The organism is Streptomyces sp. NPDC088817, from assembly GCF_044750345.1.
Classification (GTDB): domain Bacteria; phylum Actinomycetota; class Actinomycetes; order Streptomycetales; family Streptomycetaceae; genus Streptomyces.
In genome coordinates this window covers 38946-59315 of record NZ_JBIVJN010000011.1, presented here as the reverse complement: position 1 = coordinate 59315, position 20370 = coordinate 38946, and the positions used below count along the sequence as shown (strand labels likewise).

Sequence of the window (20370 nt, the reverse complement as noted above, 5' to 3'; positions counted from 1 at the left end):
CGTCAGTGGGCCTCCAGAAGCCGTCGCACTGCGCGTCGGGCGCGTCCAGGTGCTTGCTCGTCGTGATGGAGCTGCAGGGAGTGGTTGAGAGCCAGCATGATCCCGACCAGCTCGTACACCAGTTGGTCGGGGTCGGTATCCGCCGGCAGGTCGCCGACGGTGACGGCGTGACGGATGTGGATGCTCAGGTCGCGGCGCCAGAGCGAGTCCAGGCCGGCGATGGCATCACGCACCGGTCCGCCGCGGCCGTCGAACTCCGCCGCCACGGCGGTGAAGAAGCAGCCGCCGGGCAGCAACTCACGTTCAAGGTACGAGACCCATGCCTCACACAACGCGCTCAGGTGCGCCAGTCCCGGCGACACGCCCCGGGCTCGTTGCGGCACCTCGCGGGCGAACATCTCCGCCGCGGCGTCCACGACGGCGAGTTGCAGGCTCTCCTTCGTGCCGAAGTGGCCGAGCACGCCCGCCTTGCTCATCCCCAGTTCGGTTGCCAGCCGGCCGATGGTCAGCCCCTCCAGGCCATCCACGGACGCGAGAGTCAGGGCGCGGTCAACGATGCGCTGACGGGTGCGGCCGGCCTCAAGGACGGAGTTGCGAGGACTCATGACCAGGCATGGTAGCCGCTCACCGCCTCTTTAGCTTCCGACCGATCGGTTGCTATATTCCGGCGGGCACCACCCGACCTGCCACGCAGTCCGACCGAGGAGAACTCGATGCCGGGAACCCGTATCGCCTCAATGGGCCACCATCAGCCGTCCCGCATGCTGAGCAACGCGGACCTGGAGCAGCTTGTGGAGACCAGCGACGAGTGGATCCGCCGGCGCACCGGGATCGCCACCCGCAGGGTCGCGGGTGAGGACGAGTCCGTCACCGACATGGCCTCGGCCGCCGCGGCGAAGGCCCTGGCCACCTCCGGCCTCGCACCGTCAGAGATCGGCCTGGTGACGGTCGCGACCTGCTCCGCCGTCGACCGTTGCCCCTCCATCGCGGCCCAGGTCGCCGCTCGCCTGGAGATCCCGTCCGCCGTCTGCTTCGATCTGAACAACGGCTGCGCCGGTTTCACCACGGCCCTGGCCTGCGCGGATCACTCGCTCAAGGCGGGAGCGGCCCGGCACGCCCTCGTCATCGGTGCCGAGAAGATGTCCGACGTCACCGACTGGAGTGACCGCAGCACCTGCGTTCTCCTGGGCGACGGCGCGGGCGCGGCCCTGATCAGTTCGACGGAGGCGGGCCACGAGGGCATCGGCCCCGTCGTCTGGGGCTCCGACCCGACCCGCGGGAACGCGGTGCGGCTGCAGGGCGCCTGGCAGCCGAAGTTCACCCAAGAGGGCCAGACGGTCTTCCGCTGGGCCACCAGCGAACTGCCCGCCATCGCCGAGGACGCCTGCCACCGTGCGGGCATCGCCACCACCGACCTCGCTGCCGTCGTCACCCATCAGGCCAATCTGCGGATCATCGAGGCACTGACCCGACGCCTCGCACTGCGCGATGACGTCGTGATCGCCCGGGACGTCGTCGACTCGGGCAACACCTCCGCCGCCTCGGTCCCGCTCGCGCTGTCCAAGCTCGTCGAGCGCGGCGAGGTACCCGCCGGCGCCCCGGTGCTGCTGTTCAGCTTCGGCGGAGGCCTGTCCTGGGCCGGCCAGGTCGTCACCTGCCCCTGAGAGGCGGGCCGATGCTCTACGCCCAGGTCTACGGGAGGACGCCGGAAGCGGGGGCCTGTCGCAGATGACGACGCCCGAGGGGTTTTCAGCGGGCGGTGGGCAGTCCCAGTTCCGGGTGGGATTCCAGCAGCCGCGGCGGAGCCGCCTGGCGCCAGGAGTCCGCCAGGATGTCCCGCAGCTCGGCCTCGTCCTCCAGCGCGGCGAGCCGGACCCGTACCCAGGCGAACTGCGCCTCATGACCGGCGATCCAGAACTTCTCCGGCTCGGCCAGGACCAGTTCGTCCCGCTCCTCCTTGGGACAGCGCACGGCGATGGAGGTCTCCTCCTCCGGCAGGGTGGCGAACATCTTCCCCGCGACCCGGAACGTGGGCATGCTCCAGGCGGTCTTCTCGGTGGTGTCCGGCAGGGACAGGGCGATACGGCGTACGTCATGGGCATCCGGCATGCCACGCACGCTAACCCGTGCCACTGACAGCCGCCCCGGGGCCGGCGGGCGCTACGCCCGCGCCGCCTCGTCCAGGGCCTGGAGCACCGGGCGGATCAGCGGGTGCCCCTCGGCGCCCCGGCGCACCGCCGCGAAGACCCGGCGGGTGGGCGCCACGCCGTCCACGGGCCGGACGACCACGCCCGTGAGGTCCATGCCGCGCAGCGCGGAGCGCGGGACGAGGGCCACTCCCGCGTCGGCCGAGGCGAGGGCGACGACGGCGCGGAAGTCGTCGGAGGAGTGTTCCAGGCGGGGCTGGAAGCCGGCGCTCTCGCAGGCCAGGACGACCACGTCGTGGCAGGGGTTGCCGGGGTAGGGGCTGATCCAGGGGTCCTTGGCCAGCTCGGCGAGCTGGACCTCGGCGGCGCCGGCCAGCCGGTGGGCGACCGGGACGACCGCGTCGAACGGCTCGGCGTACAGCGGTACGTGGGTCAGCCGGGGGTCGTCGGCGGACGGCGCGCCCCGGTACTCGACGGCGACCGCCACGTCGACCTGCCGGTCCAGCACCATGGGCAGGCTGGCGTCGCCCTCCGCGTCCCGCACGCGGATGCGGATACCGGGCGCCGTACCGGCCAGGCGGGCCACCGCGGGCGCCACCACCTGTGCGATGCCCGTGGCGAAGGCGGCGACCGTCACCGTGCCGGCCTCGCCGGAGCCGTAGGCGGCGAGTTCGGCCTCCGCCCGCTCCAGCTGGGCGAGGACCGCGTTGGTGTGGCCGAGGAGGATCTCCCCGGCCGGGGTCAGCCGTACGCCCTTGGCGCCGCGCTCGACCAGCCGGTGGCCGGTCTCCTGCTCCAGGGCGGTGAGCTGCTGCGAGACGGCCGAGGGGGTGAGGTAGAGCGCGGCGGCAGCGGCGGTCACCGTGCGGTGGTCGGCCACCGCACGGAGGATGTGCAGCCGCCGCGCTTCGATCATGCGAACGATTATCGCAAGACCTGGGACCTGTCGGCCTCCGGCTCAGCCCTGCAGCTCGGCGCGCGCCGCGACGAACGCGTCCACCGCACGGTTCACGTCCTCGATGGAGTGCGCGGCGGAGAGCTGCACGCGGATGCGCGCCTGGCCCTGCGGCACGACCGGGAAGGAGAAGCCGATCACGTACACGCCGCGTTCCAGGAGCAGCTCCGCCATGCGGCCCGCCTCGGCCGCGTCGCCGATCATCACCGGGGCGATGGCGTGGTCGCCGGGGAGGATGTCGAAGCCCTCCTCGGTCATCCGGCGGCGGAACAGCGCGGTGTTCTCGGCGAGCCGGGTCCGCAGGTCGTCCGCGGACTCCAGTAGGTCCAGCACCTTCAGGGAGGCCGCCGCGATCACCGGGGCGAGCGTGTTGGAGAACAGGTACGGCCGGGAGCGCTGGCGCAGCAGAGCGACGATCTCGGCGCGGGCGGCGACGTAGCCGCCGGAGGCGCCGCCGAGCGCCTTGCCGAGGGTGCCGGTGATGATGTCCACGCGGTCCATGACGCCGTGCAGTTCGGGGGTGCCGCGGCCGCCGGGGCCGACGAAGCCGACGGCGTGGGAGTCGTCGACCATGACCATGGCGTCGTAGCGGTCGGCGAGATCGCAGATCTCGCGCAGCGGCGCCACATAGCCGTCCATCGAGAACACGCCGTCGGTGACGACCAGCTTGCGGCGCGCCCCGCCCTCGGTGGCCTCCTTCAACTGGCGCTCCAGGTCCGCGAGATCGCGGTTGGCGTAGCGGAAGCGGCGGGCCTTGGAGAGCCGGATGCCGTCGATGATCGAGGCGTGGTTGAGGGCGTCGGAGATGACCGCGTCCTCGGGGCCGAGCAGCGTCTCGAACACGCCGCCGTTGGCGTCGAAGCAGGAGGAGTACAGGATCGTGTCCTCCTGGCCGAGGAACGCCGACAGCCGGGCCTCCAGCTCCTTGTGCACCTCCTGGGTGCCGCAGATGAAGCGCACGGAGGCCATGCCGTAGCCCCAGCGGTCCAGCGCCTCGTGGGCGGCGGTGACGACCTCGGGGTGGTCGGCGAGGCCGAGGTAGTTGTTGGCGCAGAAGTTGAGGACCTCGCCGGGGCGGCCGCCCGCGGTGACCTCGACGGTCGCGGACTGCGGGGTGCCGATGACGCGCTCGGGCTTGTGCAGCCCGGCGGCGCGGATCTCGTCGAGGGTGGCGCGCAGGTCGTCGCGCACGGAGTCGAACATCAGGGTGCTCCTTGAAGGTGCCGGCGGAAGAGAGGGGAGGCGGTCACGCGGTCCAGTCGAGGATGATCTTTCCGCCCTTGCCGCTGGCCGCGTCGGCGAAGGCCTCCTCGAAGTCCTCGTAGCCGTACCGGCCGGTGATGACGGGGGCGAGGTCGAGGCCGCCCTCCAGGAGTACCGACATGGCGTACCAGGTCTCGAACATCTCCCGGCCGTAGATGCCCTTGATGGTGATCATCGAGGTGACGACGCGGGCCCAGTCGACGGGGAACTCCTGGGCGGGCAGGCCCAGCATCGCGATCCTGCCGCCGTGCGTCATGTTCGCGATCATGTCGCGCATCGCCTCGGGGCGGCCGGACATCTCCAGGCCGATGTCGAAGCCCTCGCGCAGGCCGAGCGTGCGCTGCCCCTCGGCGATCGTGTCCCGGGACACGTCGAGGGCGAGGCTGACGCCGATCTTGCGGGCCAGTTCCAGCCGCTCCTCGCTCACGTCGGTGATGACGACGTTGCGCGCGCCGGCGTGCCGTGCGACGGCCGCCGCCATCAGGCCGATCGGGCCGGCGCCGGTGATCAGGACGTCCTCGCCGACCAGCGGGAAGGACAGCGCGGTGTGCACGGCGTTGCCGAACGGGTCGAAGATCGCGGCGATGTCGAGGTCGACGGGGACGCGGTGCACCCAGACGTTGGTGGCGGGCAGGGCGACGTACTCGGCGAACGCGCCGTCGCGTCCCACGCCGAGGCCGATGGTGGCCCGGCACAGGTGGCGGCGTCCGGCCAGACAGTTGCGGCACTTGCCGCACACCAGGTGGCCCTCGCCGCTGACCCGGTCGCCCGGCTTGATGTCGTCGACGTCCGCGCCGGTCTCGACGACCTCGCCGACGAACTCGTGACCGACCACGAGCGGGGTGCGGATCGCCTGCTGGGCCCAGCCGTCCCAGGCCCGGATGTGCAGGTCGGTGCCGCAGATGCCGGTCCGCAGGACCTTGATCAGTACGTCACCGGGTCCGATGACGGGCTCGGGGACGTCCGCGAGCCACAACCCGGGCTCCGCCTTCTGCTTGACCAGCGCCTTCAACGCTACCGCTCCTGTGCTTACGGGCCCCGGACCAGGGCATGAGGGGCAGCCCGCGTCCGGGGGAGGGGTGGATTCCACCAGCAATCTGCCGTACTGCGGCACGCCGGTCCATCGAGGTTTTCTTAAGCGCGGCCACAGCTCCGCTTCACACCGTTCCCGGACATCGGGGCAGGTCAGAACAGGAAGCCCTCGGTCTCCCCGCGTTCCAGACGCGGGGCGAGTTCCGCGGCGGCCGCCTTGATGGTCCGCAGCCCCTCCCGGCCCCACGGCCGCGGTTCGACGTCGACGACGCACACCGTGCCGAGCACCATCTGCGTACTGTCGATGAGCGGGGCGCCCAGATAGGAGCGGATGCCGAACTCGTCCACGATCGCGTTGCCCGCGAACCGCGGATAGTCGCGGACGTCCTCGAGGACCAGCGCCTTGTGCCGCACCACGACGTGCGGGCAGAAGCCGTAGTCGCGGGCCAGCCGGCGGCCCAGCTCAGGCCGGCCTCCGTCGCCGTCGCCCCCGGTGTCGGTGTCGACGGTCAGGACATCGCGTTCGGGCCGGTGCAGTCCGGCGAAGAACTGCCCCTGCTCGTCGGGGAAGTTGACCATCGCGTACGGCGCCCGGGTGAACGCGGCGAGGCGGTCGGCGAAGGCGTCGAGAGCGGGCTCGGGCCGCTCCCCCAGGCCCAGTCGGCGCAGCCGCTCGGTGCGGGCGGGGGCGTCCTTGTCCTCGGGGGTCAGCAGCAGGCGACCGGCCGGGCGAGGCGGGTCGTAGCTCATGGCCGGGCTCCGTCGCTGTCGGCGTATGTCATGTACGGGCTCCGTGACGGTGGGCGGGGGCAGTGTGCCGGGGTCATCCGTGCGCGCCCCGGGCCGGCGCGGGGACGGCGGGCGCGTGGGCGATGAGGTGCCGGACGAGGGTCAGCAGGGTCCGGATGCCCGAGCTGGAGATACGGGCGTCGCAGCGGACCACGGGGATCCGCGGGTCGAGGTCGAGGGCCGCGCGGACCTCCTCGGCGTCGTAGCGGTGGGCGCCGTCGAACTCGTTGACGCCGACGACGAAGGCGAGGCCGCGCCGTTCGAAGAAGTCGACGGCGGCGAAGCACTCCTCCAGCCTGCGGGTGTCGGCGAGGATCACCGCGCCCAGGGCGCCCTCGCACAACTCGTCCCACATGAACCAGAAGCGCTCCTGGCCGGGCGTGCCGAACAGGTAGAGCACGTGCCGCGGGTCCAGGGTGATGCGGCCGAAGTCCATCGCGACGGTCGTCTCGACCTTGTTCTCCACGCCGTCGAGGTTGTCCGTGGCCGCGCTGACGGTGGTGAGCAGTTCCTCCGTGCTCAGCGGCGCGATCTCGCTGACCGCGCCGACGAAGGTCGTCTTGCCGACCCCGAACCCTCCCGCCACCAGGATCTTCAGTGCGGTGGGGAAGGGGTCGGGGCCGTCGTCGTAGTCAGAGCTGTCGTCGTAGTCCATCGAGCACTGCCTCCAGTAGAGCCCGGTCGGTGGGGTGGTGGTGGTACGCGGGGGGCCTGGTGGTCAGCGCCCCGCAGTCGACGAGATCGGACAGCAGCACCTTGGTCACCACGGCAGGCAGCTTCAGATGGGCGGCGATCTCGGCCACCGGGAGGGGGGCGCGACACAGGTCGAGTGCCTGGCCGTGCTCCGGGCCGAGGTGGACCGGCGGCGCCGCCCCGGTGGCCATCACCTGGGACATCAGGTCGAGCGCGACGCTGGGCCGGGTGCGGCCGTCGCTGACGGTGAAGGGACGCACCAGCCGTCCGGCCTCGTCGTCGAGCCAGGGCCTGTCGCCGGCCGCCGTCGCGCTCAAGGCCGCGGCGCCCGGGATTCGACGGAGTGCTGCCGGGGTGCGGTCTCGAGGTAGGGGCGGACGCTCTTGACGAGCATCGCCATCTCGTAGCCGAGCACGGCCGCGTCGGCCTCGCGGCCGGCGAGCACGGCCAGACAGGTGCCGGTGCCCGCGGTGGTGACGAACAGCAGCGTCGCCTCCAGTTCGACGACGACCTGACGCACCTCGCCGCCGTCGCCGAAGCGGACACCGGCGCTGCGGCCGAGGGAGTACAGGCCGGAGGCCAGGGCGGCCATGTGGTCGGCGCTGTCGTGGTCGAGTCCGTGCACGGACTTCACCAGCCCGTCGCAGGACAGCAGGACCGCGCTGGTGGTGTGCGGTACGCGCTGCACGAGGCCGCTCATCAGCCAGTCGAGGTCGGAGACACGGCCGGTCGGCGCATCGCTCGCCATGGTGGATCGACTCCTTGGGGTCCGAAGGTCTGCGCAAGCTCTGGGGTCGGGGGTGGTGGCGGGGCTGGGCGGGCTCGTGGTCATCCGGCCGGCTCGCTCCCGTCGTGCCGGACGGTGCGGTGCCGGCCCGGCAGGAGCACGGGCCGCGCCTCCGCCGGCCCGGACGCGTCCAGGGGATACGCGGGGTGCCCGGCGTCCGGGGAGTGCGGCTCATGCGCGGGGCTCGGCTCCCGGCGCTGCTCCGACTCCGCGAGGCCCATCCCGCGCTGGAAGGCGGCCATCAGCCCGGGGTCGTGGCCGGTGACGTACCCGGACTCCTGGCGTGACACCGGGGCATCGCGCAGTTGCGGCACGAGGTGCTCCTGGGCGCGCCGCCGGGGCAGTTGGGGCTTCGCCATGATGCCGCGCACCGCTCCGCCGCGCGGAACGGGCGGCGCACCGGCGTTCGCCGCCACGGCGGCCCGGTCGGCGGGCCGGATCCCCGGCACGGCCTCGGCGGGATTGTCATGCCCCTCCCGCGCGATCCGCCGCGGCAGGGGTTCGAGAGGCTCCCGTTGATCGCGGTCGGCGGCCCCGGACTCACCGGGTCGCACGCCGCCGGGCGAGGCGGGAGCGGGCAGCAGATCACCGCCGGGGCCCAGGCTCTCGCCGCCGGGCATGGACGCGGGTACGGGGATGGGCGCGTCGCCTCCAGGCACGGGCGCGGGCACGGAGAACGGCATGTCGCCGCCGGACGCGGGCGCGGGCACGGAGAAGGGCATGTCGCCCTCGGCCACAGGCGCAGGCACGGCCATGGGTGTGTCGCGCCGGAACACAGAGGCAGGCACGGACGAAGGCGCGTCACCGCCGGACAGAGGCGCCGCCGCGGACGAGCACGCCTCGGCCCCGAACGCAGGCGCGGCTACGCGCCCCGACATGTCCCCGCCGGACGCGGGCGCGGGCACGGAGAAGGGCGTGCCGCCCTCGGCCACAGGCGCAGGCACGGCCATGGGTGAGTCGCGCCGGAACACAGACGCAGGCACGGACGAAGGCGCGTCACCGCCGGACAGAGGCGCGGCCATGGACGAGGGCGCGTCGGCCCCGGACGGAGGCGCGGCTACGGGCCCGGACGTGTCGCCGCCGGAGACGGGCGCGGGCACACCCCCGGGGATGTCATCCCGGGCCACAGGCGCGGGCACAGACACCGGCGTATCGCCCCCGGGTGCGGGCGCAGGGACGGACACCGGCATGCCACTCCCTGCTCCGGGCACGAACATCGGCGCCGACCTGCCATACCCGACGCCAGGCGCAGCCATGGGCGCAGGCACACCCTCCCCGACCCCAGGCCCAGGCATGGGCGTCGGCCCGCCATACCGGGCCCCGGGCGGTGGCACTGACTCCGGCCCGCCACCCCCGACCGCGGGCGGGGGCGTAGACAGCCGTCCGGCATCCCCGGCTCCGTGCAGAGGTACGGACAGCCGTCCATCGTCCCCGGCCCCGTGCAGAGGTACGGACAGCCGTCCGTCATCCCCGGCCCCGTGCTGGGACACAGACAGCCGTCCGCCATCCCCGGACCCGGGCTGCGGCGCAGACATGGGCGTGGCGGGCCCAGTGGCGCCGTTCGCGTGGGGTGCGACCGGGGGCCGGTGGGCTCCAGGGGTGCCGGGGGGTCGGTGGGGTGCGGGTACGCCGGGGGGCTGTGTGCTCGCCACCGGGTGCATGCCGCCGTCGCGTTGGCGTGTGTCGCCGGGGCGGGCGGGGGCGCCGACCAGGCCGGTGGCGGGGTTCGGCGAGGGGCGCCCGGAGACGGTCGGCGCGCGGTGGGCGCCGCCGCCGTTCAGGGCCGGCGGTCCACCGTACGGCCCGGGAACCGCGGGCCGTGCGCCGGTGTCCAGCGCCCCGAACGACGTGCCGGAGGCTCCCGTCGACGCCCCCAGCAGGGCCTGCGGCAGGACGACGACCGCCTGCACTCCGCCGTAGATGTTGGTCTGCAGGCGGACGTGGACGCCGTGCCGTCTGGCGAGCTGGGAGACCACGTACAGCCCGATACGGCCGTCGGCGAGCAGGCTCGCGACGTTGACCTGGTCGGGGTCGGCCAGCAGGGCGTTCATCCGGAGCTGCTCGCCGACCGGCATGCCCAGGCCCCGGTCCTCGACCTCCACCGCGAGTCCGGAGGTGACGAGGCTGGCGCGCAGCAGGACCTGGGTCTGCGGCGCGGAGAACAGCGTGGCGTTCTCGACGAGTTCGGCGACCAGGTGGATCACGTCGGCGACGGCGTGGCCCCGCAGCCGCCCCTCGATCGGCGGGGCGAGCTTGACCCGTGAGTACTGCTCGACCTCGGCGATGGCCGAGCGCAGCACCTCCGTCATGCAGACCGGGTTGCTCCACTGGCGGCGGGAGACGGCGCCGCCGAGGACGGCGAGGTTCTCGGCGTGCCGGCGGACCCGGGTGGCGAGGTGGTCGACATGGAAGATGCCCTTGAGCAGGTCGGGGTCCTCGATGTCGTTCTCCAGCTCGTCGAGGATGGAGATCTCCCGGTGCACCAGGGACTGGAGGCGCCGGGCGAGATTGACGAAGACCTCCAGTTTCTGTTCGCTGCCGGTGCGGCTGGAGAGCTGGGCGGCGTGCACGACGGCGGCGAGGGCCCCGTCGTGGGCGCGTGCCAGGTCGGCGGCGAGCAGGTCGATCTCGTCGGTGTCCTCGGGCGGGCCGCCGTGCGGCTTGCGGCGCGGCAGGGTGTCACCCCGGCGCAGGGCCTCGACGAGCCCGCGCAGTTCGGCCTCGCGGTGCTCGGTGCCGCGGCGCAGGACGCCGATCCGGTCGTGCACCGACCGGGCGGCCCGGCCGGCGGCGACGGCGGCGATCGCGATGCCGGCGACCGTGACCGCGAACGCTCCGGCGAGCACGGCCCACAGGACGGGACCGGGGCGTGCGCCGGTGGATCGCACGGTGAAGAGCACGGCCGCGCCGGCGCTGAGCGCGACCGAGGTCGGCGGCAGCACCGCCAGACGCAGCAGCTGAGGCCGTAGGCGGGTCTCGGGCAGCGAGGGGACGGTGCGGGTCACCGGCCGCCCGTGCCGCCCGCCCTCACGGCGGTCTGCGCGGGCGGCCGGTGCACGGAGGTGAGACATCTGATCCTCGTACGGGTCCGTCGGGCCTGTGTACTCGCGCCCGGGGCGCGAGCGGGCATGCGCCATCGCTGTGCCGGTCGACAGCGGCGTGTGTACGGCTCCGCGTCGCCCCACGGCCACTGACAGTAGTCACCAACGCGCCAGGTGAAGTGGACAGTTGGCGAATTCCCCCAGGAAGGGTCCCGCTCTGGTATGAGCGTTCGCACGACAGAGCGATCACTCGCGCCGCCATACGGCAGCGAACCGAAAGGGCAGCGATCCTGCCTGGTCAGAATCGGTCACGAACGGACGGCGGGGCCGGAGGTTCTCCCTCGACGGCCCCGCCGTCCGCCGCGCCGTCGGTCCGGCCTCGTCCGGCCGGAGCGGTCCCGGCTCCTCTCCTCCCCCGACCGGCACTCTCCGCACCGTCACCCGGTGTGTCGGAGCACGCGTCAGGAGCTGGGATCGGCGACGGGATCGGGCTCGTAGGAGTGGCGCCGGGTCAGTTGCGGTACGGACTGGACGGAGCGCAGGGCGGCCGGGAGTAGGCGCCTCGCTGTGGCGGTGTGCTGCCGCCCGCCGCCCAGCCCGCCGGAGTGCGTCCGCGGGACGGTTCCGCGCCCGGTCGGACGCGGGGGGTGAGCAGGCCGAGTTCGGCGGCGCGCACCCCCGCCTGGAACCGGGACCGGGCGTCGAGGATCTCCATGATGGTGGCGATGTGCCGGCGATAGGTGCGCACGGAGATGGACAGCTCGCGCGAGGCGGCCTCGTCAGTGGCCCCGGTGTGGAGGTAGTGCAGTATCTGCTGGACGAGTTCGACGCGGGCGTGGGCGCCCAGGCACACCCAGGCGGTGGCGTCGACCGCGTGACTCCAGACGGTGTCGAAGAGGGTCCGGCCGCACTGGGTGACGGAGGACGCCCGCAGGACGGACGCCTGGCGCTCGCCGGCCGTCTCGGTGCACACCAGCGTCGTCCGGCCGTCGGCGATCAGGGACGTCATCAGCGGAATGCGGGCGATGCGGACGGACTTGCGCCCCCTGCGGGCGAGCTCGCGCACCAGTTCGTGGTCGAGCGTGTCACGGGTGCACAGGATCCGGAGCCGCACCAGGTCGCCACGTCTGCACAGCAGTTCGCGCAGCATCGCGTAGACGGCCTCCGCGTGACCGGGTAAGGCGACCACGGCGTCGACGGTGCGTCCGGCCCCTTCCGCCAACTCCACGGCGGCCGCCAGGATCTCGGCGTCCACCGGGTTCAGCGCGGTGGCGAGCGGTTCACCGGAGGTTCCGTCCCGGTGCTCCCGGTACTCCCGGTGCTTCGCCACCGTGGAGAGGATCAGGGAATGCACGTCAAGGAAGACCTTGTCCATGTCGTGCCGGCCCGCCCCCTCCCGGCCGGCTCCCCCGTGTTCATGCGACCTTCCCCCGAACTGGTTCCGCATTCCTCACCCCGTCTGGCCGGATCTGGCTGCGCCTGAGTGCTCGACCGTACGGCGAGGGGCATGCCCGGGGAAGGCCGCGCCCGCGCCCCCGTTCGCGCACTGCCGACCGCCGGGCCGCGCGATTGGGACGGCAGGCGCCGACGGTTCGGGCGCGAGTCCCCAGCCCTCATGGGACGTGGGGGCCCACCTGGGACACGTATGATGTCTGTGAACTGGAGGGGACGCTAGTTCGGCAACATGTTCCACGTCAACGGCCCCTGGAGCAAAGAAAGTTCTGCCGGGAAGTAAACCTCCGGAGGCGGCCGGAGCCGCTGTTCGCGCCCCCTTCCCGCGACTCCCTTCCGGTGGGCCCCTCCCTCACTCCTCCAGGCGGATGGCCCGGGCCGGGCAGACCGCGGCGGCCTGCCGGACGTCGTCCGCGCGGCCGGCGGGCAGGGTGGCGTCGAGCAGGACGGCGATGCCGTCCTCGTCGCGTTGGTCGAACACGTCGGCGGCGGTCAGCACGCACTGGCCGGAAGCGACGCACGTGTCCTGGTCGATGAGAACCTTCATGACTTCCTCCTCAGAACGCCCTCGGGGCCGGAAAAAGGGCCGACCTGTGCGGGCGCGGCGGCACCCCCCCACGGGTGGGTCCGCCGCACGCACGGGTCAGCCCGCGGCCGGCGGCTACTCGCCCGCCGCCGCCTCCATCTCACGCACCAGGCTGAGCGGCCGCATGTCGGTCCAGTTCTGGTTGACGTACTCCAGGCACGCCTCCCGGCCGGCCCGGCCGTGCGCGACCGTCCAGCCGGCCGGAACCTCGGCGAAGGCCGGCCAGAGCGAGTGCTGTCCCTCGTCGTTGACCAGCACGTAGTAGTCGGCGTCGTTGTCCTCGAAAGGATTGGTGCTCATATACCCTTCTCCATCCTGCGATGCGGTCCGCCTGAACGGGGTTTTCTCCCCGGGCGATTGAGGGAATCCTTCGTATCGGTGATTTCGATCCTCCCGGACGGTTGAATGTCGAACGAGGCAGCCGCCGGGAATCGTCAGAGCCGGACGGGAAGCGCGGCCGGGGACCTGACGAGCAGGGCGGGCTGATAACGGAGTTCCGACGGGTGAACGGCGAGTCGGACGTCCGGGAAACGCTCGAGGACGCGCCGGATCGATATCTCCGCCTGGGCCCGCGCCAGATGCGTTCCGATGCAGTAGTGGATGCCGTGGCCGAAGGTGAGGTGCACCGGTTTCGGGCGGTCGATGTCCAGTTCGTCCGGCCGGTCGGGGAAGGCCTCCGGGTCGTGGTTCGCGCTCGCCGGGGAGAGCATCACGATCTCGCCCGCCGGAATCGTGGTGCCCGCGATCTCGACGTCCTCCAGGGTCAGCCGCTGGAGGGTGTACATCATGGGGCCGGCGAACCGGATCAACTCGTCCACGACCCGGGGGATCCGATCGAGGTCGGCCTTGAGCCGCGCGGCCTGCTCGGGATGGGTCAGCAGTCCCACGAAGCAGCCGGTGACCAGGGCGGTGGTGGTCTCGTTGCCGCCGGTCATCAGCGCGAACGCGGTGGAGAGGATCTCCTTCGGGGTCAGCAGCTTGTCGCCCTCGGCGTGCACCATCGCGGAGACCAGGTCGTCGGTCGGATGCCGCTGCTTGTCCGCGATCAGGTCGGCCATGTACGCAGACAGCTGCCGGGTGTGCTCGGCCAGCACACCGGTCGGATCGGCCGCGTCCGTGGACCGCATCGTGTTCGACCAGACCTTGAACTGCCGCCAGTCGGAGGCCGGAACGCCCAGCAGCTGGGCGATCGCGATGATCGGCAGCGGCTCGGTGAGACCGGCCAGCAGATCCGGACGCGGCTGCACGGCGAGTTCGTCGAGCAGTCCGTCGACGACCTTCTCCAGGCTGGGCCGCATGTTCGCGACCCGCTTGGGCGTGAAGGCGAACACCAGCGCCTTGCGCAGCCGGGTGTGCCGCGGCGGGTCCGAGTTGGCCAGATGGTGGCTGATCTCGTCGGCCGGCTGCAGCTCCTTGCCGATCTGCCGGCCGAGCGCCCGGTACAGGTTCCCGATGTCCCGGCTCATCCGCGGGTCGGCCAGCGCGTTACGGACGTCCTCGTACCGGGTGACCACCCAGGCCCGTGCTCCGTCCGGCGTCTGCACCATGGTCACCGGCTGTTCGGCGCGCAGCGCGGCGAAGGTCGGATACGGGTCCTGGGTGTATGCGTCACTGAACATCCAGTGCTTCGAAAGCGCTCCGCCGGCTGCCATCGATGCCCTCCCTGCGGTCGTCCGGTGAGCCGCCGCACTGCTCGCGGGGCACGTCCGGCCCACCAGCCTGGCCGGGCCGGACGCACCCGTCAGCGCTGATGAGGAATCTTCGATGTACCGCTCGGGACAGGCCACGCGTGGCTGATTCGAATTCTTCGTACCGGTCTGGTGAACGCCGGTTCACCCCGGCTACGTTCACCGAGGCGTGTGAGTGATGCGCCGAATTCCAGACGGAATTGCCGGTACGAACGGGGAACTTCCGTACCGGCCCTGGTGATCGAACTCGTCCATTCCATGCGCGGCCCGTTCGGGCCGGCGTCACCATCACGAGGGAGCAGGATCGATATGACGACCTCCGCGGAGAGCACGTCCGAGAAAATCAAGGAAATCGTCTGCGACATTCTCGAGCTCGAGGAGGACGAGGTCACCGAGAGCAGCCTGTTCAAGGAGGACCACGGCGCCGACTCGCTGCGCGCGATCGAGATCCTGGCCGCGCTGGAGAAGCGCTTCCACGTCGTCATCGACCAGGCCGAACTGGGCCGCATGGTCAATCTCAAGGGCGTGGAAGAGGTCGTCGCGGAAGCCGCCGGCAAGTAGTCACGACCGAGCGGTACCGCCGCGGCACCGCCGATCGAAACCGGACGGAGAGACCATGCGTGCAACTGCAACCAGCAACGGGTCGGCACCACCAGCGCATCGCGTGGTCCTGACCGGCTTCGGAGTCTTCTCGAGCATCGGTGTGGGCGCGGTCGAGTTCGCCGAGGGGCTGCGGGCCGGACTCAGCGGCGCCAAGCCGATCACCAGGTTCGCGACCGAGGGTTTCGCCCACGCCAACGGCTGCGAACTGGTCGGCTTCGAGCCGCGTCAGTGGATCCGCAATCTGGACGTCGACGAACTCGGCCCCGCCACCCGTTTCTCGGTGGCCGCGGCCAGGATGGCCGTCGCCCATGCCGGACTGGACGAGGACGTCCTGCGCGGCCGGCGCGGACTGATCTCCATCGGGTCCACCGACGGGGAGTCGCACGACCTCGACCGCCTGGTCGAGACCGAGATCGAGCACGGCCCCGAGAAGATGGACCCGCGGGTGGTCCGGCGGGTCCCGGCGAGCCGGCTGGCCACGGCCGTCGCGCACGAACTGGGCCTGGAGGACGTCGAGGCGGTCACCATCCCGACCGCCTGCGCCGCGGGCAACTACGCCATCGGCTACGGCTTCGACGCGGTACGCACCGGTGAGGTGGAGTTCGCGCTGTGCGGCGGCGCGGACGCGATGTGCCGCAAGACCTTCGCCGGCTTCTACCGGCTGGGCACGATCGCCCCGGACTGCTGCCGGCCGTTCGACAAGGACCGCAAGGGCATCCTGACCGGTGAGGGCGCCGGCGTACTGGTCCTGGAGAGCCTGGAGTCGGCGCTGCGCCGCGGTGCCACCATCCACGCCGAGGTCCTGGGCTACGGACTCAACTGCGATGCCGACCACCCGGTCGCGCCCAACCAGGGCAGCATCGCCCGCTGCATGGAACTGGCCCTGAACAACGCCGGGGTGAAGCCGTCCGAGGTCGATCTGATCTCCGCGCACGGCACCGGCACCAAGGCCAACGACGTCACCGAGACCCGCGCGGTCCGCGACGTCTACGGCGAGGCCCCGCCGCGCACCGTCTCGCTGAAGTCGATGCTCGGCCACACCATGGGCGCCGCCAGCGCGCTCGCCGCGATCGCCTGCGCCCTGGCCGTCGAGGGCGGGTTCATCCCGCCGACCATCAACCACCGGGAGACCGATCCCGAGTGCGAGGTCGACTGCGTGCCCAACCACGCCGTCGACGCCGATCTGAGGATCGTGCAGAACAACGGAATGGCCTTCGGCGGCAACAACGCCGTCGTGATCCTCGCCAAGTACGAGGAGCAGGCCTCATGAGCCGGCCCGTCGTCGGAATCGGCGCGGTCGCGAGCATCGGCCGCGACCCGTCCGAGCTGTTCGAGAGTCTGTGTGCTGGGCGGAGCGGGCTGGCTCCGCTGCGCGGCTTCGACCGGTCGAAGTTCAAGGCCGGTCATCTCTTCGAGATCGACGACCGGCCCGCGCCGGGCGTGGACGTGCCGGGCCGGGCGACCGGGTTCCTGCTCGACGCGGTCGGTCAGGCGGCCCGTGACGCCGGTCTCGGTGAGGACCTCCGCGATGTGCCGATCCTGGTCGGCACCGGGCTGCGGGAGCTGCGGTCGCTGGAGCTGTGGTGGCGCGACGGCGCCGAGTTCTCCCCCAAGCCCTCGGCTCCGCTCGGGCAGGGGGGACCCCCATCCGGGCGGATGCACTTCGGCACCGCCCTGCGGGAACGGTTCGGCGCGGTCGACACGCACACCTTCTCCAACGCCTGCTCCGCCTCGCTGTACGCGCTGGCGCTCGCCGTCGACCAGTTGGACACCGGCGCCGTGGACCACGTGATCGTGGCCGGCACCGACTCGATCACCGAGAGCATGTTCGGGCTGACGGACGCCTTCCAGCCGGAGCCGCCCGGCCGGCTCAGACCCTTCGACGTCGACCGCAAGGGCACCATCCTGGGCGAGGGCGCGGGCGCGATCGTGCTGGCCCGCCGGCCGGAAGGCCACCGCCGGGTCCACGGGCGGGTGCGCTCGGTCGGCGTGAACTGCGACGCCCACCACACCACCGCGCCCCTCCAGGCCGGGGTCGCCGCCGCGATCAGGCAGGCGCACCGGCGGGCCGGGGTGAAACCGGAGAACGTGGACCTGGTCATGCTGCACGGCACCGGTACCCCGCTCAACGACGAGGTGGAGGTACGGGCGTTGCGCGAGGTCTTCGGCGAGCACGAGCGGGTGCCGCTGGTGACCGCCGTCAAGTCGATGACCGGGCACACCGCGGGCTCGGCCGGGGTGCTGAGCCTCATCACGGCCCTGCGGGCCATGTCCACCGGACGGATCCCGCCGGTGACCGAACTCGACCGACCGACCGAGGACGTGAGCGCGTTGCGGCTGGTGCACACCACCGAGGCCACCGGTCGCGTCGAGGTGGCGCAGGTCAACGGCTTCGGCTTCGGCGGACTGAACGCGGTGGCCATCGTGGAGGCGGCCCGGTGAACGAGTTCCCGAGGATCGTGGTCAGCGGTGTGGGCCCGGCGCTGCCCGGGGTGGCCGGCACCGAGGACCTGGTGGCCGGGCCTGACCTTCCAGCGGAGCCGGTGGACCCGGCCGCCCTGCTCGGCAAGAAGGGCCTGAAGTACAAGGACCGCGCCACCCGGCTCGGACTGTGCGCGGCCTTCGCCGCACTCTGCGACGCCGGACTGCGGGACGCGGAAGGCCCGTTGGTGGACGGCGGCGGCGTCGGTGTCGTGGTGGCGTCCAACTACGGCAACGCGGACACCGTCTGCCGGGTGGTCACGACCATCGCGGCCGAGACGACCCGGGGCACCAGTCCCATGGACAGCCCCAACGCCTCCAGCAACATCGTCGCCTCCGAGATCGCCATCCGCTTCAAGCTGGGCGGCCCGAACCTGACCGTCTGCAACGGAGACTCCTCCGGGCTCGACGCGCTGCGCTGGGCCGCGGGACTGCTGGGTTCCGGACGGGCCGAGCAGGTGCTGGTCGTCGGGGTCGAACCGGACAACGAGGTGGTGCGCGCGCTGGTCGGCGCGGACCGGATCGTGGACGGCGCCGTCGCGGTGGTCCTGGAGCGCGCCGAGACCGCGCGGGCGCGCGGGGTGCGGCCGAGGGCCGGCCTGGGCGGGTTCGTACGCACCGGCGGAGTCGAGGAGTGCGTCGGACGGCTCGACGCGCTCGGCGGCGGCACCCCGGCCGGCTGGTACCCGCCGGAGACCGCCGGCGGCACCGCACCGCCCGCGGGGCTGCTGGCCGGGGTTCCCCGGCACCGGATGCCCGACGGGTGGGGCACGCTCTCCGGCGCGCTGGGCCTGGCGCAGTGCGCCGCCGCCACCGGCCGGTTCGACGCGGGCGAGCCCGGCCCCCTCTACGCGCTGGCCGGCCGCGAGGACGACGGTGTCGCCGGACTCCTCCTGCTCGCCCCCGGAGACGCGCGGTGAGCCACGACCGGCCGCAGCCGCGGGACCCGGCCGGCCACTTGGCGTGCGCGGTGCACCGCAAACGGCCCACCGGCGGTACCCGTGCCCTCCTGCTGCACGGACTGGCCAACAGCTCCTCCGTGTGGGACGCGTTGGCCGCGCGGGAGGCCGGCGGCCTGGACCTGTGGGCCGCCGAACTCCCGTGGGGCGGCGGACGGTCACCGGCCTGGGCCTACGGCCCGCACGCCTCCCGGGCGGTCGCCGACGCGCTCCGGCAGGTGCCCGGCGGCGCCGGCATCGTGGTGGCCCACTCCTTCTCCACCGTGCTGCTCCTCGACCTGCTCGGTGAGGAACTCGCCCGGGGCGGCGACCCGTTCGCCCGTCACGGCATCGAGGGCCTGGTGCTGGTGTCTCCGTTCTACCGCCGTGATCCGGAGAGTTTCGAGTACGGCGTCGTCGGCGACATGCTGGAGAACTTCCGCCGCACCATGGAAGAGGGCATCCGGGTGGTGGCCGGGCCCCGGCTCGACCCCTCGCTACGCGGCGACATGGCGCAGCGGGTCTGCGAACGGGTCGGCCCGTACGGCTATCTGAGCTTCTTCCGCAGCTATCTGCACACGCCCTGGCTGCGCACCGACCTGATCACGGTGCCCACACTGGTGATCGGCGGGGTGGACGACTTCACCGCCGTCCCCGCCGAGAGCACGGCGCTCGCCGCCGATCTCCCCGACGCCCGTTGCCGGTTCATCCCCGGGGCCGGCCACTTCCCGATGGTGGAGCAGGCGGACGCCTTCTCCGCGGCCCTCGGTGAGTTCCTCGACGCGATCGGGTGCCCCGCGCCCGCGGCCGTCGACCAACCCGCTTGACAGAACAGGAGCCTGAGCAGCATGACGTCCCCGATCAGCAGTGCCCCCGAGCCGACCGAGCAGTCGTTGAACGACTTCTTCGACGCCACCGGCCACTTCTCGCTGCGGCCGTCCTACGAGGGCGGCAACATCAGCACCACCATCGGCTTCAAGCACGTGCACTACCTGCTCGAGGCTGCCGTGCTGGAGCACTTCCGCGCCGCCGGCCTGGGCGCCACCACCCTCTACGTCGAGTACGGCGCCGGCTTCGACGTGGTGTCCGTGGACACCCGGCTGCACACGGTGCTCACCCTGGACGACACGGTCGCCGTCGAGGTCAGGCCGGTCACCAAGGACTCCGACACCCGGCTGCGTTTCGCGCTCACCGGGACCGTGGAGCGGGACGGCGCGCCGCGCAAGGCGGTGACCAGCAAGGTCGAGGTCTCCCTCCGGGCCATCGAACACGTACCGGACCCGAAGCCGCTGCCCGAGCGCCTGACGCGCTTCGTGGTGCCGCGGCTGGGGGAGGCGACGCCGAAGCAGCTCGCCGCCGTCCCGGTGGACAACATCGACCTGTCCGCGCAGCGCGGTGTCACCACCCGCTCCGCCGACCCGGTGCTGGCCGAGATCATCGGCGACGACAACGCGTTCGGCTGGAAGTGGCGCGTGCCGTACTTCTACTGCCACTTCACCAGCCACATGCAGATGTCCGGCTTCCTGCGGCAGATGGAGGAGGTGCTGCACCTGTTCGTCGCCGACCGGGGCATCGCCATCCAGCGCCTGCTGGACGAGCGCAGCTGGATCCCGGTGGTGACCAAGTGCGACATCGAACTCACCGACGAGGTGCGGATCGAGGACGAGCTGTACACCGTCTTCACCGTCGAGGACATCTTCAAGGCCGTCCTGTTCACCGCCCGGATGGACTGCTACGTGGTGCGCGACGGCGCGCTGGTGCCGGTCGCCACCGGACACATCACCCACGGCTATGTCACCAAGGAGTCGCCTGAGCGCGACTGGTCCCTGGTCACCTTCGACGACGAGGTGCTGGCCGCGCTCGGCGGCAAGGCCCCCGCCGCCGGCTGACCCGACCTGTCGGAAGGAGCTGTCGT

General features: G+C 72.2%; 21 protein-coding genes. 7 read left to right on the top strand and 14 right to left on the bottom strand.

Features of this window, described 5'->3' with window-relative positions; genetic code table 11:
• Positions 1-2: 2 nt before the first annotated feature.
• Entirely contained in the window at positions 3-605 is a 603-nt protein-coding gene (locus ACIP4X_RS21055; protein WP_358730442.1) for a TetR/AcrR family transcriptional regulator, read from the bottom strand.
• Positions 606-713: 108 nt separating this feature from the next.
• On the opposite strand from ACIP4X_RS21055, the gene ACIP4X_RS21050 reads away from it, so the two are divergent.
• Positions 714-1664: a beta-ketoacyl-ACP synthase III gene (locus ACIP4X_RS21050; protein WP_401349928.1), complete on the top strand. Its 951-nt coding sequence runs from the start codon at positions 714-716 to the stop codon at positions 1662-1664.
• 85 nt (positions 1665-1749) lie between these two features.
• Here the strand turns inward: ACIP4X_RS21050 and ACIP4X_RS21045 are convergent, their stop codons facing one another.
• From ACIP4X_RS21045 to ACIP4X_RS20985, 13 genes are all read right to left on the bottom strand, one after another.
• A complete protein-coding gene (locus tag ACIP4X_RS21045; protein ID WP_358730441.1) occupies positions 1750-2109 on the bottom strand; it encodes an MmcQ/YjbR family DNA-binding protein in 360 nt (119 codons plus the stop codon).
• 51 nt (positions 2110-2160) lie between these two features.
• Positions 2161-3063: a LysR family transcriptional regulator gene (locus ACIP4X_RS21040; RefSeq protein ID WP_358730440.1), complete on the bottom strand. Its 903-nt coding sequence runs from the start codon at positions 3061-3063 to the stop codon at positions 2161-2163.
• Positions 3064-3105: 42 nt separating this feature from the next.
• Complete coding sequence (locus ACIP4X_RS21035; RefSeq protein ID WP_358730439.1) at positions 3106-4305, bottom strand: glycine C-acetyltransferase; 1200 nt, start codon at positions 4303-4305, stop codon at positions 3106-3108.
• 43 nt (positions 4306-4348) lie between these two features.
• Positions 4349-5377 (bottom strand): L-threonine 3-dehydrogenase, encoded by a 1029-nt coding sequence (gene tdh / locus ACIP4X_RS21030; RefSeq protein ID WP_358730438.1) that lies wholly within the window; start codon positions 5375-5377, stop codon positions 4349-4351.
• A gap of 173 nt (positions 5378-5550) precedes the next feature.
• The gene (locus ACIP4X_RS21025; protein WP_358730437.1) at positions 5551-6147 is read right to left on the bottom strand and encodes a GAF domain-containing protein; all 597 of its coding nucleotides are present in this window, start codon (positions 6145-6147) and stop codon (positions 5551-5553) included.
• A 73-nt stretch (positions 6148-6220) separates the two neighbouring features.
• Positions 6221-6841 carry an ATP/GTP-binding protein gene (locus tag ACIP4X_RS21020; protein ID WP_358730436.1) on the bottom strand — a complete coding sequence of 207 codons (621 nt, stop codon included), beginning with the start codon at positions 6839-6841 and terminating at the stop codon, positions 6221-6223.
• A complete protein-coding gene (locus ACIP4X_RS21015; RefSeq protein ID WP_391460087.1) occupies positions 6819-7196 on the bottom strand; it encodes a DUF742 domain-containing protein in 378 nt (125 codons plus the stop codon). Before ACIP4X_RS21015 ends, ACIP4X_RS21020 begins: the two co-directional genes overlap by 23 nt.
• Positions 7193-7627, bottom strand: coding sequence for a roadblock/LC7 domain-containing protein (locus ACIP4X_RS21010; protein ID WP_358730434.1), 435 nt, complete (start codon positions 7625-7627; stop codon positions 7193-7195). Before ACIP4X_RS21010 ends, ACIP4X_RS21015 begins: the two co-directional genes overlap by 4 nt.
• A gap of 80 nt (positions 7628-7707) precedes the next feature.
• Positions 7708-10737, bottom strand: a complete 3030-nt coding sequence (locus tag ACIP4X_RS21005) for an ATP-binding protein (protein ID WP_401349921.1) — start codon at positions 10735-10737, stop codon at positions 7708-7710.
• A gap of 481 nt (positions 10738-11218) precedes the next feature.
• On the bottom strand, positions 11219-12061 hold the full coding sequence (locus ACIP4X_RS21000) for a LuxR family transcriptional regulator (RefSeq protein ID WP_358730432.1): 843 nt from the start codon (positions 12059-12061) through the stop codon (positions 11219-11221).
• Positions 12062-12511: 450 nt separating this feature from the next.
• Positions 12512-12706, bottom strand: coding sequence for a ferredoxin (locus tag ACIP4X_RS20995; RefSeq protein ID WP_401349917.1), 195 nt, complete (start codon positions 12704-12706; stop codon positions 12512-12514).
• 114 nt (positions 12707-12820) lie between these two features.
• Complete coding sequence (locus ACIP4X_RS20990) at positions 12821-13045, bottom strand: MbtH family protein (protein ID WP_358730430.1); 225 nt, start codon at positions 13043-13045, stop codon at positions 12821-12823.
• 134 nt (positions 13046-13179) lie between these two features.
• Complete coding sequence (locus tag ACIP4X_RS20985; protein WP_358730429.1) at positions 13180-14364, bottom strand: cytochrome P450; 1185 nt, start codon at positions 14362-14364, stop codon at positions 13180-13182.
• A gap of 378 nt (positions 14365-14742) precedes the next feature.
• On the opposite strand from ACIP4X_RS20985, the gene ACIP4X_RS20980 reads away from it, so the two are divergent.
• The 6 genes from ACIP4X_RS20980 to ACIP4X_RS20955 are packed head-to-tail and all read left to right on the top strand — an operon-like array spanning position 14743 to position 20344.
• A complete protein-coding gene (locus ACIP4X_RS20980) occupies positions 14743-14994 on the top strand; it encodes an acyl carrier protein (RefSeq protein WP_358730428.1) in 252 nt (83 codons plus the stop codon).
• A 55-nt stretch (positions 14995-15049) separates the two neighbouring features.
• A complete protein-coding gene (locus tag ACIP4X_RS20975) occupies positions 15050-16306 on the top strand; it encodes a beta-ketoacyl synthase N-terminal-like domain-containing protein (RefSeq protein ID WP_391460094.1) in 1257 nt (418 codons plus the stop codon).
• Positions 16303-17478 carry a beta-ketoacyl synthase N-terminal-like domain-containing protein gene (locus ACIP4X_RS20970; protein WP_391460095.1) on the top strand — a complete coding sequence of 392 codons (1176 nt, stop codon included), beginning with the start codon at positions 16303-16305 and terminating at the stop codon, positions 17476-17478. The genes ACIP4X_RS20975 and ACIP4X_RS20970 overlap by 4 nt, the downstream gene beginning before the upstream one ends.
• Positions 17475-18437 (top strand): beta-ketoacyl synthase N-terminal-like domain-containing protein, encoded by a 963-nt coding sequence (locus tag ACIP4X_RS20965; RefSeq protein ID WP_391460097.1) that lies wholly within the window; start codon positions 17475-17477, stop codon positions 18435-18437. Before ACIP4X_RS20970 ends, ACIP4X_RS20965 begins: the two co-directional genes overlap by 4 nt.
• Positions 18434-19282, top strand: coding sequence for an alpha/beta hydrolase (locus tag ACIP4X_RS20960; RefSeq protein WP_358730424.1), 849 nt, complete (start codon positions 18434-18436; stop codon positions 19280-19282). The genes ACIP4X_RS20965 and ACIP4X_RS20960 overlap by 4 nt, the downstream gene beginning before the upstream one ends.
• 21 nt (positions 19283-19303) lie before the next feature.
• The gene (locus tag ACIP4X_RS20955; protein WP_358730423.1) at positions 19304-20344 is read left to right on the top strand and encodes a thioesterase family protein; all 1041 of its coding nucleotides are present in this window, start codon (positions 19304-19306) and stop codon (positions 20342-20344) included.
• The last annotated feature ends 26 nt before the right edge of the window (positions 20345-20370 follow it).